Origin of the sequence: Paenibacillus sp. FSL R7-0345, assembly GCF_038595055.1 — a bacterium.
GTDB lineage: Bacteria > Bacillota > Bacilli > Paenibacillales > Paenibacillaceae > Paenibacillus_AQ.
On sequence record NZ_CP152002.1, the window covers coordinates 5,124,852 to 5,139,596 of the forward strand.

General features: G+C 49.9%; 13 protein-coding genes. 5 read left to right on the plus strand and 8 right to left on the minus strand.

The window, feature by feature from the left end:
* Positions 1 to 38 precede the first annotated feature (38 nt).
* From NST84_RS22170 to NST84_RS22180, 3 genes are read right to left on the minus strand one after another with little or no spacing between them, the layout of a single operon-like run.
* Positions 39 to 1,139, minus strand: coding sequence for a hypothetical protein (locus tag NST84_RS22170; RefSeq protein WP_342562307.1), 1,101 nt, complete (start codon positions 1,137 to 1,139; stop codon positions 39 to 41).
* A 60-nt stretch (positions 1,140 to 1,199) separates the two neighbouring features.
* Entirely contained in the window at positions 1,200 to 2,582 is a 1,383-nt protein-coding gene (locus NST84_RS22175; protein WP_342562308.1) for a HAMP domain-containing sensor histidine kinase, read from the minus strand.
* A gap of 1 nt (position 2,583) precedes the next feature.
* Positions 2,584 to 3,243, minus strand: coding sequence for a response regulator transcription factor (locus tag NST84_RS22180; RefSeq protein WP_342562309.1), 660 nt, complete (start codon positions 3,241 to 3,243; stop codon positions 2,584 to 2,586).
* A gap of 174 nt (positions 3,244 to 3,417) precedes the next feature.
* Between NST84_RS22180 and NST84_RS22185 the strand changes: the two genes are divergently transcribed.
* Both NST84_RS22185 and NST84_RS22190 read left to right on the plus strand, forming a co-directional pair.
* On the plus strand, positions 3,418 to 3,903 hold the full coding sequence (locus NST84_RS22185) for a MarR family transcriptional regulator (protein WP_342566490.1): 486 nt from the start codon (positions 3,418 to 3,420) through the stop codon (positions 3,901 to 3,903).
* 151 nt (positions 3,904 to 4,054) lie between these two features.
* Positions 4,055 to 5,467, plus strand: a complete 1,413-nt coding sequence (locus NST84_RS22190; protein ID WP_342562310.1) for a DHA2 family efflux MFS transporter permease subunit — start codon at positions 4,055 to 4,057, stop codon at positions 5,465 to 5,467.
* Positions 5,468 to 5,494: 27 nt separating this feature from the next.
* Here NST84_RS22190 and NST84_RS22195 read toward each other — a convergent pair whose 3' ends face one another.
* On the minus strand, positions 5,495 to 6,295 hold the full coding sequence (locus NST84_RS22195; protein ID WP_342562311.1) for an AraC family transcriptional regulator: 801 nt from the start codon (positions 6,293 to 6,295) through the stop codon (positions 5,495 to 5,497).
* Positions 6,296 to 6,610: 315 nt separating this feature from the next.
* Here NST84_RS22195 and NST84_RS22200 point away from each other — a divergent pair, with 315 nt between their 5' ends.
* The 3 genes from NST84_RS22200 to NST84_RS22210 are packed head-to-tail and all read left to right on the plus strand — an operon-like array spanning position 6,611 to position 10,265.
* Positions 6,611 to 7,465, plus strand: coding sequence for an ABC transporter permease subunit (locus NST84_RS22200; protein WP_342562312.1), 855 nt, complete (start codon positions 6,611 to 6,613; stop codon positions 7,463 to 7,465).
* On the plus strand, positions 7,462 to 8,421 hold the full coding sequence (locus NST84_RS22205) for a carbohydrate ABC transporter permease (RefSeq protein ID WP_342562313.1): 960 nt from the start codon (positions 7,462 to 7,464) through the stop codon (positions 8,419 to 8,421). The genes NST84_RS22200 and NST84_RS22205 overlap by 4 nt, the downstream gene beginning before the upstream one ends.
* A 53-nt stretch (positions 8,422 to 8,474) precedes the next feature.
* Positions 8,475 to 10,265 (plus strand): hypothetical protein, encoded by a 1,791-nt coding sequence (locus tag NST84_RS22210; RefSeq protein WP_342562314.1) that lies wholly within the window; start codon positions 8,475 to 8,477, stop codon positions 10,263 to 10,265.
* Positions 10,266 to 10,332: 67 nt separating this feature from the next.
* Here NST84_RS22210 and NST84_RS22215 read toward each other — a convergent pair whose 3' ends face one another.
* From NST84_RS22215 to NST84_RS22230, 4 genes are all read right to left on the minus strand, one after another.
* A complete protein-coding gene (locus tag NST84_RS22215; RefSeq protein WP_342562315.1) occupies positions 10,333 to 11,121 on the minus strand; it encodes an alpha/beta hydrolase-fold protein in 789 nt (262 codons plus the stop codon).
* A gap of 33 nt (positions 11,122 to 11,154) precedes the next feature.
* On the minus strand, positions 11,155 to 12,588 hold the full coding sequence (locus NST84_RS22220; RefSeq protein WP_342562316.1) for a family 43 glycosylhydrolase: 1,434 nt from the start codon (positions 12,586 to 12,588) through the stop codon (positions 11,155 to 11,157).
* A gap of 188 nt (positions 12,589 to 12,776) precedes the next feature.
* Positions 12,777 to 13,694 carry a carbohydrate ABC transporter permease gene (locus NST84_RS22225; RefSeq protein WP_342562317.1) on the minus strand — a complete coding sequence of 306 codons (918 nt, stop codon included), beginning with the start codon at positions 13,692 to 13,694 and terminating at the stop codon, positions 12,777 to 12,779.
* 21 nt (positions 13,695 to 13,715) lie between these two features.
* A complete protein-coding gene (locus tag NST84_RS22230; RefSeq protein ID WP_342562318.1) occupies positions 13,716 to 14,690 on the minus strand; it encodes an ABC transporter permease subunit in 975 nt (324 codons plus the stop codon).
* Positions 14,691 to 14,745: the final 55 nt, after the last annotated feature.

Here is a 14,745-nt window from a genome sequence, read left to right on the forward strand (position 1 = left end):
AAAAATTAAGAATCAGTAACTCCAAATTTCATTACTTTCTACTCTTTATCCCCGCCTGCTTCCCCTTCTCCCGCCGCCTCATAAATCAGACAGCGCAAGGCCTGATTCGGATAGCGGAACTCTGCTGTATAACTGCTTCCGTCTTCCAGCAGCAGCTTCACGGCGACCATCCCGCGCTTGTTGTTCACCCCGGTATCGGTCAGGCTTGCTTTGACGATGGTCCGCTTTTCCCCCTGTTTGTTCATAACAATCTGGGTAGCCTTGTGAATCCAGCTGGCATCCTTTTCAATATTGTCTGCAGCCGCGTCATCGATAGGTGTTCTTTGAAGTGCTCCATTTATGACTGTCGTATCCAGCACATCGCCGGTCTTGGCATCGATCATCACATGATACTCCTGGAATTCCTTACCTTCCCCGCGCAGGGTGCCGGCTTTGTATGGAGCCGAATGAACGATCCAGGCCCACTGCTTGTCCGCTCCAAGCTCAGCCAGAAGGGCCTTTGTCTCCAGCTTGGAAACATCGGCATCAAACAGCTTGTATACACTTTCTGCAGCCAGCTGTTTCGCCTTAGCCTCGCTAATGTCCTGTGCCAGGGGCGGGGCAGTCACATTGTGCCGGGCAGCGATATAATTCAGCCGGTAGGACCAGTCAATCAGCTGCAGCAGCTCTTCATCGGTCATTGTCCGCTCCGGGTAAGTGTACGTGTGCGTCTTTAAATCCACATACACCTCCGCCTGTCCGGCCTTCAGCGGCAACGGCTGCTCCGGGCGTAGCCCCTCGTACACATATTTATCTCCCAGCACCAGTCTGCGGTTCACTTCTGCTTCGGTTATCTCCCTGCCGGAGTTGCCTGGCTCAAGCCCTGGTTTATTTACATAATCATAAATCTGCTGAATCTGCGCTTCGCTCATATCTTTAAGCAGATCGGCTGTTACCGTAGATACAGGGGCCGGAGCTTCCACTTTTAATACAGGGATTGCGCTTCCGGCCGCAGCAGGCTGGACCTCGGCCTGAACGGCCGGTCCGTTACCTGCAATAACCTGCGAATTTACAATGCCAGGGACGAGAAAAGCACTTAACGCGAGCACGCCTCCTGAGAACAGAACAACGGCTCCGGCATACATTTTCTTTTTGTTCAATTGAATGACCTCCATTGGGATCTGGGATGTTAAATCTGTCTATACCTTAATCCCGGGATGTTATAGAGTAGGAGGCAAGTTGTTATGGAGTTGTAAAATAAGCCGGATGCACGTCCCTTGTCCCGGCTCAGATTCCAGCTCAATTCTGGCCTGATGCGCCTCGGCAATCTGGCGGCATAAGGACAAGCCAAGACCGGCATTGCCATAGAGGCGCGAGCGGGCCGGGTCTGCCCGGTAGAATGGCTCGAAGGCGCGTTTGCTCTGCTCCGGCGTCATTCCGCTGCCGCTGTCGCGCACCTCCAGCACAGCTTCCCCATTGTGCTCATAGGCCAGCAGGCGTACCCTACTGCCCGGCTTGGAGGCGTGAACCGCATTCTCGATCAGGTTCACCAGAAAAGCTGCCAGCAGATCGGCATCTCCCCGAACGGCAGGAATGGAGCTGACCCTCTCCAGCGGGATTCCGCTCTCTTTTAACTTGTGCTGCTCTGTCTCCATTACTGCCTCAAACAGACCGGACACCTCCACCCCGGAAAGTACCAGGGGCTGGTGCCGGAGCACGGACAGATCCAGCAGCTTAAAAGCCAGATTCTTCAGCCGGACCGTTTCGCTCCAAATGTAATGACCGGCCTTGATCTGCTCTTCCTGGCCGATGTTGGCCGAGGTAAGAAACTCCGCGAAGCCCTGCATGCTGGTCAGCGGTGTGCGCAGCTCATGGGCCAGATTATCGACCATCCGCTGCTTCTCCTCCGCCATATCGGAGAGCTCGGTCATCCGTTGCTCCACCGCGGCAGCCATCCGGTTAAAGTGAACCGCCAGCTCCCCGAACTCGTCTCTGCTATGCAGTTCCACACGGTTCGAGTAATCGCCTTCGGCGATCGTGCGGGTGGTTTCCGACAGCTGCTTTAGCGGCTTGGTCAGCCGGCGGATCAGCAGATAGAGCAGCAGCGCCAGTACCGGTCCGGCAATCCAGTTGATCAGCACAAAAAAGCGGTTCAGCTCCTGCTGCTGGGCATACAATCCGCTGATATCGCGGTTATAGGTCAGCTCCAGATCCTGATACGGTGCCGGCAGCGGCATGGACAAAGTGATGATATGCTCATTCTGCCTTTCTTTCCCGTCAGCCTGTCCGCTGCCGCTATTGGGATAAATTAATCTTCCATTTTCCCGCAGCTCAAGGCCGATTCCCTGGCTGTGGTAATGATCCCCGTACGACTGCGCTACACTGGCCAGCAGGACCGGGGTCAAGGTGTTGCCGCGCGCACGGATTGAATCGAGATTTTCAAATATATTGTTTGCGATTAACGTCTGCTCGCTGGCTGCCCGTCTGGTTTCGCTGTCCATATTCAGCTGCCAGCTTTTTTTCATCACCATAATGACACTTACATCAAGGGCAATAATAAAGAGAGCAAGTACGGCGAGCAGAATCTTATGCCAGAACCGCATGCTAGACCTGAACCTCCAGGCGGTAGCCCAGCTTGAATACGGTTTTGATCCGCTCTTCCCAGCCCAGCTTTTTGCGCAGCTGACGGATATGGACATCTACAGTGCGGGTATCACCGGCAAAATCATAACCCCAGGCCAGCTCCAGCAGCTTTTCCCTGGAAAGAGCAATGTTCCGGTTGCGGATCAGCACTTCAAGCAGCTCAAATTCCCTGGCGGTCAGATCCACCGGCTGCTGGTCCACCCTGACCTGCCGCTCCGCGAACCGCACCTCCACCTCATCGCAGATAAAAGCCGGCACTGCCTGTTCATTCCTGCGCAGCACAACATTGATCCGGGCCAGCAGCTCCAGCATTTCAAACGGCTTGATGATATAATCCTCCGCCCCCAGCTCGAACCCTTTGATCCGGTCAGCCAGCGCATTTTTGGCCGTAATCAGAATCACCGGAATCTGCAAATGGGCAATCCGCTGCATCACCGCAAACCCGTCCAGCCCCGGGAGCATAACATCCAGCAGAATCAGATCTGTCCGCTCCTGCTCCAGCATGTCCGCCGCCTCCAGACCGTTGTAAGCCTTGGAATACGTATGTCCGACCAGTTTCAGGTTCATTGTAATCAGATCGCTGATCGGTCGTTCATCTTCAACTACTAATATATGAGCCATTTAGTGAATATCCTCCTGTGCAAATCGTTAAGAATAACATCATGTTGAGTCTAGCACACCAGTACAGTATTTTCTAAAAAGATATTGTCTGAACCAAAATCACGTTATACTAATGTAACGTATTCTCTTTCTGAAATCTCAATTATCTTATATTGCATACGGGGGCGACTAGCCATTAATAAACAGGATCAGGTTATGCTGGAGTTCCGGGACTTATTTAACAAGCTGACTTGGATTAATAAAGGGAAGATGGAAGAGAGTCTTAAAGGCTGTAAGCCGTCTGAAGTTCACTGTATTGAATTTATCGAAAAAAATACGGACTCCAATGTCACAAAGCTCGCAGAGTCCCTGTATATGACCAAGGGTGCTATCAGCAAACTAACCAAAAAGCTTACAGACAGAGGCCTTATCGAAAGCTATCAGAAGCCGGATAACAAGAAAGAGGTTTATTTCAGGCTGACTGAGCAGGGCAGAACCATATTTAACATTCATGAGGAGCTGCACAACGAGTATCGCGAGCGTGATCAAGCCGTATTTGATCAGGTAACCGGGGAGCAGTATGACAGTATGCTCAGCTTCATCGAAAAGTACAGCCGGCATCTGGATGCAGAAATCAAGAAACAAGGTCTGGATATCCATAAGTCTGACAGCTCTGAGTGATAACTAAACCAACAGCAGCTCATTTCTATCAAAGCAGCCCAATTCCATTGAGAACGGGCTGTTTTTTCATTCTTTTTTTGTTGACAAGGAAACTATATCAGGTTATTGTTTTGTTGACAAGGAAACTAAATCGCTTTTTAAGGAGATTAACATGGCAAAAGAGAACGTACAGACAGCAGCATTACCCAAAGAAATCCTCATGGCAGCCTGGGCCATTGCCCTGGGAGCGATCGCCCCGATGCTTGACTCTACAATGGTGAACATCGCAATTGATCAGCTAACCAGGGATTTTAACACAACCCTCCATATCATCCAGTGGGCGATTACAGGCTATGTTCTGGCCCTCGCGGTTGCGGTCCCCGTATCCGGCTGGCTAATGAACCAATTTAACGGTAAAAGAGTATTCATCGGCGCCGTTATCGCCTTCGGTATCATCTCTGCTCTGGTCGGATTCAGCTGGGACATATCCAGCTTCATCTGCTTCCGTCTGCTGCAGGGCTTTAGCGCCGGAGTCATTACCACCCTGATGTTTACCCTTCTGGTCAAAACCGCCGGTCAGGACAATCTCGGCCGGGTCATGGCTATCGTCAGCACCCCGATGATCTTCGGCCCCATCCTGGGACCTGTAATCGGCGGCTTCATTGTTCAAGGGGCGTCCTGGCACTGGATTTTCTTCATCAACGTGTTCGTTGTTGTGGCTGCTGCACCGCTGATGATGAAAAAAATCCCTGAATTCGAGCCCTTCAATAAAGAAAGTAAGCTCGATCTGTTCGGGATCATTGTTCTGTCATCTATGAGTGCAGCCCTGATCTACGGTATTACAAAAGCAGCCGATCATGCCTCCTTCAACAACAGCGAAACCATACTTTGGAGCAGCATCGGCCTTGCATTAGCTGTTATCTATCTGGCATATAACCGGATCAGAAGGAATCAGACGGTACTGCCGCTGAATTTATTTGCCCACACAAGCTTCACAGCCTCCAGCATCGGTTTGTTCCTCGCCAACATTGCCATTATGGGCCCCATGCTGATTCTTCCTTTATTCTTTCAGAACTTCCGGCATTTCACGGCAATCGAAACTGCCATCGCCCTAATCCCCCAGGGAGTCGGAATGCTGATCACCCGGCCTTTCCTTGGCAGAATGATCGATACAATCGGTGCCAAATATGTCGTTCTAGTCAGCCTTGTCCTTTCCCTGATCGGCTCCATTCCGCTAATCTTCATTACCGACACAACAAGTATGATTTGGATCTCCGTCGTCCTGTTCATCCGCGGAGCCAGCATCGGGGGGATCAGCCTTCCCTTAACAAGTGAGGCCTACATTGGGCTTGACAGCAAGCAGCTTCCGGAAGCCGGTGTAGGAATTAATATTATCGAAAATCTTGGCGCAAGCTTCGGCTCTGCCGTCATTGCAACTGTTGTGGCAACAGTCATCCAAGGCTTGCAGCCTACCACTGCCAACGGGTTAACAGCTTACCACGCCGGGTTTCTGGTATCCACCGTTGTGCTTGCGTTTATTTTGATTCCGGGCTTGTTTTTAACGGATAAGAGAAGGGCTAAATGAATGCCCTTTTCACCGCTTTCTGCACTTTTAATTTGAATCTGCCGGAAAATCCCGATGGCTAACGTCCTTATTACCGCTTTGAAATTTCCCGGGAGTTAATCCCGTAAATTGCTTGAATTGCCGGCAGAAGTGCTCCACATTATGATACCCGCAATGGAACGCGACTTCAGCGGTGCTCAAGGTGTTGTGGAGCAGATATTCTTTTGCCAAACGTATTCTGCTGTTAATAACATCCTCTATACATGAGATGCCAAAGGTCTTTTTATAAATACTCTGTAAATAACCTGCGCTGAGCTGCAGAGATTGGGCCATTTTTGAAACCGTCCAATGATCCCCGGGATTAGTCTGAATAGCCGTGCGGAGCTTTAACAGATTGTAGTATTGGGCCTGGAACCCTTCATGATGATAAGACTCCAGCAGTTTATTGAAAAGCGTGCGTAATAAGCAATCGACGGATGATTCCTTGTAATCCCTGTTAAAGTTATGTTCAACGATCAAGAGTTCAAACAGCTTGCTGCAGTACTCCGGATCATCGAGTGCAAACGGAACACCGAACGGCAGTGCCGCTTTAGAGATGTAAGTCTCATCGGAAGAAAAACGTAGCCAGTCATTAACGTACAACCCGCCGCAAGCCCGGTAATAAATTTTCTGATGAGCCTCATACAGGATAGCACTGTGTGCAGGGTATTCCTTCATATGCCCGTCAACCCAGAATTGGGCAGGGGTTTTGGTGATAACCAGCAGCCAGCACGGATGGCCCTGGGGAATATCAAACACGAAGCTGCTCTCATGCGTTGCATCCGTCTCAATGTAGTAAATCTGGTTCATCCGGACCTCTCCTTCCGCTCCTGCCTGCTATTCGTCCCCGGTTTTCTTTATAATAAATTCCTCCTCCGGCAAAAACAACCGCTAACAAAGCGAATCAGGCCCCATCTAATAATAGATCAATAACCAGTGAGGATAGGTCATTGTTCGCAGGAACATGAACCTTTATCATAAACCCATAGTTGTGTAAGCGTTAACAATAAGGGGAAGCCGGTTTGTTGAACGCGTAAAATAGACACAAGGGGTGATTGGATGCCTGGTCCCAAAAACAATACGGGAAGCAAATCAGTAAGCAAATTTCTTTATATTTTGCCGTTTATGATTTTACTGGCCGTCTTTGCCTATTATCCGCTGTATGGATGGGTATATGCCTTTTTCGACTATATGCCGCCCATTCCTTTGTCCGAATCTCCTTTTGTCGGCTTTAAATGGTTTCACTCGCTGGTAGAAAATCAAGTCAAAATTGATCAGTTGCTGCAGGTGGTCAAGAATACGTTCGGGATAAGCGGACTCGGCATCCTGTTCTCCTGGCTCCCCATGATCTTTGCCATCTTCCTGACGGAAATCAAGGCGGTCCGGTTCCGGAAATTTATCCAGACCGTTACCACCCTTCCCAACTTCATCAGCTGGGTATTGGTATACTCTTTAGCCTTTACCATGTTTTCCAGCGAAGGCATTGTGAACGGCTTTTTGCATCAGCTCGGGCTTGCGGATTCGCCTGTGCTCTTCCTCCAGAGCTCGGAGCATGTCTGGATCACCCAATGGGTCTGGGTCACCTGGAAAACGCTGGGCTGGTCAGCCATCCTGTACATTGCCGCCATTATGGGGATTGATGAATCCCTCTATGAAGCCGCTTATGTAGACGGGGCAACGAGAATGCAGGTTATCCGGCATGTGGTGCTGCCTAGTATGCTGCCAACCTATTTCGTGCTGCTTATGCTCCAGATTGCAAGCTTCCTTAACAATGGCCTGGAGCAATATTTTGTATTCCAGAATGCATTTAACAAGGAGAATATTCAGGTCCTGGACCTCTACGTGTATAACCTGGCCATGGGAGGCGGAAGCTACTCCGTTTCGGTTGCCATCAGCATGCTCAAGAGCCTGATCAGCGTAGTGCTTCTCTTTTCCGTAAACGGACTTTCAAAACTATTGAGAGGAGAGGGCATCGTATGAGCGGCATGGGAACGGAAACGGCAGCCAAGAGCAGCCGTCGCTTGTCCAAGAAGAATAGAATGCAGGTCAGCACCACCGACAAACTGATCTCCATTACCATTTATGTGCTGTTCTCTCTGTTTACCTTCGTTTGTATCTATCCCTTTTATTCCATCATCATCAATACGATCAGCGCAAACGATCTTAGCGCCAAAGGGGAGGTCATCTTCCTTCCGAAGCAAATTCATTTTCAGAACTATATTGATGTGTTCAAGATTCCCGGCTTATGGAATGCCTTTGTCATTTCATTAGGAAGAACGGTCATTGGCACCCTGCTGACAGTGGGCGCTTCGGCCTTCCTGGGCTTCATGTTCTCCCAGGACGACATGTGGGGCAGAAAATTCTGGTACCGCTTCACGATCATCACCATGTTCTTTAATGCCGGGATTATTCCCTGGTATTTGACCATGCGGTCGCTGCACCTCACCAACAATTTTCTGGCATACATTCTGCCTTCCATCGTCGCCCCCTTCTTCATCATTCTGGTAAAAACCTTTGTAGAATCCACGCCGAAGGAATTGCAGCAGGCGGCCAGTATAGACGGAGCCGGGACGATGACGATCTTTTTCAAAATTATTCTGCCCATCAGCAAGCCTATTCTGGCGACCGTCGCGATCTTCTCGGCAGTGAACCAGTGGAATTCCTTTCAGGATACGCTGCTGCTGGTTACGGACAGCAAGCTGTACAGCCTGCAGTTTATCCTCTACAACTACATCAATCAGGCCAGCTCACTGTCCACCATGGTTAACCTGCAAAATGCCGGATCAACGGCAATGGCGAGCCTAGCAACCAAGCAGACCACTACGTCGATCCGGATGACGGTGACAATCATCGTTGTAGCGCCCATTCTTCTGGTCTATCCGTTTTTTCAGCGGTTTTTTGTGAAGGGAATTATAATCGGGGCTGTGAAAGGCTAAGGCCAGGCGGGGCGCCGTTATAATACAAGATCACTACTTCAGGGGGGTTGTATATGAGTAAAAAGAATAAACGGCACAGTAAAACCGTATTTGCACTCGCAGCCTGTATGCTTCTGGGAATGACAGCTTTGAGCGGATGCGGCGGCAATTCAGGCAATCCGGGGGCAGCTAACGCAACCGATTCCGGGAATACGGCGAACCAGTCGGCAGATCCGGGGAACGGAACTGATCATAGCAAACCGCTTACCATTACCGTGTTTAACAATGCGGCCAATTATCAGGGAGAGCAGACAGGCTGGTACGGGAAGTTAATCAAGGATAAGTTTAATATTACACTCAATATTCTCTCCCCCCAGGTTGCCGGGGATCAGCTCTACAAAACAAGATCGGCATCCGGGGATCTCGGTGATCTGCTGATTATTGACAACAGTCAGCTGGAAGAGCTAATTCCTGCCGGACTTATTATGGATATTACGGATAAGGTCAAGAATACGCAGTACCTGTCCAAATATGTAGAGCAGCATTTCCAGCCTTTTAATGCAGCCTTTGACAAAGTGAATCCGGACGGTAAAATTTACGGCCTGCCGACCTTTGTAGCCGATACCTCGCCGACTACCTTTTCGGAGGAAATCCCTTATTCCAGCCCGCTCATGCCCTGGGATTATTATAAGGGGATCGGGGCGCCCAAGCTGAACAATCTGACTGATCTTTTGAACGCACTACAGCTTATGCATGAGAAATATCCGGCTACGGCTGATGGTAAACCAATTTCCCCTATCACGCTATGGAAGGATTGGGATAACGGGAGCATGGAGAACGTCCGTTGGCTGAGCAACTGGTACGGCTATGAGCAGCCGGACGGAACCTCAACCATACAGCTGAACGCCAAAGGCGACATCGTCCCGCTCATTGATGATAACAGCATGTACAAGAAAATCCTCCAGTTTTATTTTGACGCCAACCAGAGGGGACTTGTAGACCCGGATTCACCAACCCAGGACTGGAACAAGGTGTCCGAAAAATTGACCAATAAACAGGTGCTCCTGTTATGGTATTCATGGCAGAGAGGGTTCTATAACACGCCGCAAAGAGGCGCGCAGGGTGACGGAAATGTGGCTATTCCGATCGGCGACACCCATATTATTCAGAACAGTGATGCTTATTTCGGCAACGGACGCGTCTTTGCCATCGGCTCCAAAGCCAAAGATCCGGACCGTATTATGGAATTCATGGACTGGATGTCTTCCCCGGAAGGGCTGCGCTACTACACCAATGGTATGGAAGGCTTCAATTATGAAAAAACCGCGGACGGTAAATTTAAGCTGACTGAAGTCGGCCAGACCGCCTTCCAGGATAATACCCCTGTTCCCGACGAGTATGGCGGCGGCGGCTATCAGGATGGACAAAGCAAAATCAACAGCATGATTATCGGTGATTTTTCGGTGGATCCCGACACCGGCGAATTCTACAACAAGGACTACTGGAACGCAACAATAGAAGCTAATAAAACCACACTTACAACCGAATGGCAGAGTATGTTCAATGCCGTCAATCCGACTGATTATTATCAGAAAAATAATATGATTGATATTGTCCCTAATATCAATACGAGCCTCGGTACCGACTCCTCTGACATCAAGAATAAACGGAGCCAGATTTCCGATTATGTAAAGGATACCTCCTGGAAAATGATTTTCGCCAAAAATCAGACGGAATTCGACCAGCTGTGGACCAAGCTGAAATCGGATGTGAACGGTCTCGGCTGGACGGATGTGTTTGCCGCCGACACAGTGAAGGCCGAAAAAATCGTGAAATTGCGCGCAGAGGCAATGGCCAATAAATAAGCAGTAAACAAAGCAGGGCAGTGACTCCCCCGTTAACGGGAAATCACTGCCCTGTCTTCTTGCTTCATTAAAAGAGACGTTTAGCCAGCTGGTACAAGCCGCTTTTCCAGACAGGCCAATCGTGATCGCCCTGCTCCTCGACCCAGATATGCGGTACAGCATGCTGCGACAGGTACGCGTGTGTCCGGTCGCTGACATGCTTCAGCGAATCCAGATTCCCGCACGATATCCATAGCAGGCGAAGCAGCTCCGCAGTCCGCTTAGGCTCCGGAACCAGTACTTCCGGCTGTCTGGTGTTCGGCGCAGGAGAAAATGCCCCGACCCAAGCGAACTTGTCCAGATTGCCGAGTCCGATGTTCAAGGCCTGCCCGCCGCCCATGGATAATCCGGCAACGGCGCGGTGCAGCCGGTCCGTCCGGACCGGATAATTCGCTTCAATATAAGGGATAAGGTCCTGGAACAGCTCCGTCTCAAACGTCTCGAACGCCCGGATCTTCTCTTCATCAAAAATATCTCCCTCCGCCCGGTCATTCCACATGGCCCGGCCATTGGGAAAAACGACGATCATGGGCCTCGGCAGCTGGTCCGCATACAGATTATCAAGAATGGTCTGAGGCATGCCATGCGTGAACCACTCATTCTCATCTCCGCCGATCCCGTGCAGCAGATACAGCACATTGTATTCCTGATCAGCTGAATATCCGGGCGGCGTATACACCCTGGCTTGCCGGTTTCGGCCTACCGTTCCGGAATGATATTCTATTACCTGAATGCTCCCCCGGGCAATGGATTCCCGTTCGGAGTCAAATCCGGCCGGAGCCTCTGACACCTCAACATCCTGGCTGTTTCTGTTCATCGCTGCTCTCTCCTTTATTCAGCATAGATTATTCTATTCCAGGACAATCGAAGCCAGGCTGGCACTTCCATTACCGGTAAACGTGAAATACAGGGCCTGTTGTCCGTCAGGAATGCTGATTTCCGAGGCATATTCTGTCCAGACGTTGGTGAAGCCTACGGGAATATATCCCAGAGACGGTCCATCCCATGCTGTTTTCACTTCAAACACGCCCTGGCAATAGCCCCGCACCTTGATCCGGACCTTTTGAACACCCCGGCAATCAAAATACTTAAACCCTGCTGTAGCCGAATCCGTCATATTGGCAATATAACCATTCTCCTCATCGCCGTCGCGGCCATCCTGTGTAATTTTCGGGAATCGGCTGTCCATCCATGCCCCGGAACGGCCAAAGCCGCCGGTATACATTTCTTCAGCATTACAGAACAAGTGGCACGCCAGATAGGCCGGATATTCTCCTTTTCCTGCAAACGGTGCCCGGTTAGGACCACAGGATGTCATTTCGGCCTGGGGAATCGTTCCGTCTTCGAGGAAATGGATCGGCTCGATACAGCCCTGCCGGGAAAACGCAGTTCCATTGGTATGCCGGTGATAAAAGATGTACCAGGCTCCATCGACCTCTACGATGCTGCCGTGGTTATTACCGCCGTAATACATCGGTTTCGCAGCCGGCTTGTATGTACCGATATGAAGATCGCAGTTACTTACAATTACTCCCTGGTACTCGAAGTTCCTGGTGGGATGTTTGCTGGTCGCATAACACAGCTCATGCATGACAACCGAGGAATAGATGAGATAATAGGTATCTCCTCTCTTGCGGATAGAAGGCGCCTCAAAGAACGCATGTCCTTCAAAGCCGCTTCCGGTACTGTAGGGCTCACTCGGTGCGACAAATACAGGCTCTTCCCGGATAGTAAGCATATCGGGTCCTAATACCGTAGCCATGGCACCGCTTCTAGACTTATCTCCCGGAGCGCAAAACCCGGTATATAAATAGGTCAGTTCCCCTTCTGTAAGGACACCCGGATCGAACTGGGGCTCATCGCCCTCCCGTTCTCCGAGACGTGTCCCGTCGGCATATTTCACATGACCGTAGAAGCTGAATGTGCCGCAGGGCGTATCGCATACAGCCACAGAGACGATGGGGAGCTTATCAAGCACGTAATAGAGATAATAGCGCCCGTCAGGTCCGATGGTAACATCGGGGGCATACAGGCACATGCTTCCCTCCGGATTGAGCGGGTCATCCGTGGAATGGTAAATGACCCCTTCATACCTCCAGTCGGACAGATCCTCAGCCGGCGCAGACCAGCTGACATAATCATTCAGGCAAAACACATGTCCGTTAAACCGGTCATGCGAGCCGTAAATATACACTCGTCCGTCAAATACATAAGGCTCACCGTCAGGGATGTATTCCCATGAAGGAAGGTACGGATTCATTCCTTGTTTTTTTGCCAATGTCATTTCACCCTTTTTTAATAGAAGATATTAATAGACAATTCGATTATAGGTACACGGGAGGATTGAAGTCCATGACCTAAACCAAACTATCATTGACCTATCCTCATATCCTTATAGTCTTGTAAACAATGAAAAAAGCTGCCGGAAATCCGGCAGCTTTAATGGCAGGAAATAAAGCGGCTTCCTTCTTGTCAGCCCTTTACACCGCCGACCATCATGCCTTTGACGAAATATTTCTGCAGGAACGGATAGACCATAATGATTGGCACCGAGGCGACGATCGTCATCGTGGCCCGGACCGACAACGGCGTGACTAAACCCTGCTGCGAGCCGTTCGCTCCGTTGATCATGCCGTCCATGCCGGAGGTACCTGCGCTGGCCGTGGAATTCTGCAATATCTTCTGTAGCTCGTACTGCAGGGTGCTCAGGTTACTCTTCGAGGAATTGTACAGGAATACGTCAAACCAGGAGTTCCACTGATACACACCCGAGAATAAGGCTACGGTAGCCAGCACGGGCAGGGTAAGCGGAAGCACGATGCTAATGAAGGTTTTGAAATCGCCGGCACCGTCAATTTTTCCTGACTCTAGGATACTCTCGGGCAAATTTTCAATAAAAGAGCGGATAATGATCAGATTAAATACACCGATAAGGCCCGGCAGGATGTAGACCCAGAAGCTGCCGACGAGATTCATATCGCGCATCAGAAGGTAGTTTGGAATCAATCCGCCGTTAAAGTACATGGTCAGAATAAAGGCAATCGTAATGAATTTGCGCAGCACATAATCCTGCCGGCTGATGGTGTACGCCACCATGGCTGAACCCAGGACCGTAACAACTGTACCAATCACTGTGCGCAGTATAGAAATCAGGGTGGCATGAAAAATGGTTGCTTCTTTGAATACATACTGATAATTATCCAGTGTTAAAGCCCGCGGGAACAGGTATATCCCGCCCCTGATCGAATCCTGCGCATCATTTAAAGAAACAGCAAGTATATTAATGAACGGATAGAGTGTAACGATCATCAGCAGAATCATAAAGATAAAGTTGCAAATCTCGAATACTCTATCGCCCCTGGATGTCCGAATCCGGTTTCTTTTCTCCACTTCAAATCCCTCCTTCTTCGTCTAGAACAGCCTGGACTCACCAGCGCGTTTGGCAACGGAATTCGCCACGAACAGCAGAATAAAGCTGACGATCGTCTTAAACATGCCGGCTGCGATGGAAAGAGAGAAATTGCTTTGGGCAATCCCGTATTTCAGCACGAAAATATCGATATTCTCCGAATAGTCTACATTCATGCCGTTCCCCAGCAAATATTGCGGTTCGAACCCCGATTCCAGCAGATAGCCGATGTTCATTATAAGCAGTACGACAACAACACTTTTAATGCCCGGCAGCGTGATGTAGAACATCCGCTTGAACCGTCCTGCACCATCCATTTCTGCGGCTTCATACTGCGACGGATCGATGGTTGTCATGGCCGCCAGATACACAATCGTATTCCAGCCGATATCCTTCCAGACCGAGCTTGCCCCGAAGATTCCCCAGAAAAAATGCGGAATGCCGAGAAACAAAAATTCCTGCCCCTTGTCAATGAACCCTGCCCAGATCAGCAGCTGATTGATAATACCGTCCGGGGACAAGGTGGTTTGAATAATGCTTGCCGCTACCACCCAGGAAATAAAGTGGGGTAAATAGCTGACCGTCTGCACGATGCGCTTAAAGGCAACCTGACGGATTTCATTCAATAATAATGCCAGCACGATGGCGGTTAAAAAACCCAGAATAAGATTAATCGAGCTCATGGCGAGCGTATTGCGAAGCACCCGGAGGAACCGTTCGTCACCAAACAAAAATTTGAAGTGCGAAAAGCCGATCCATTTCTGATCCCAGAAGCCGAGCGCCGGCCGGTAATCCTGGAAAGCGATTGTCCAGCCCCACAGCGGCAGGTATTTAAATATAAACAGCCAGATCAAAAAAGGAACCGACATAAACACGAGTACCCGCTGCTTCACCAGTTTGCTTAGAAACAGCCGAAGACCTGCAGGCTGCTGGTCAGTCTTTATTTCAGGTGTTGCCAGTATCGTTTTTGTATTCATCTAATTATCTCCTCCAGCCCCTATGCGGATTACCGAGGAAAAAGGGCAGCCATAG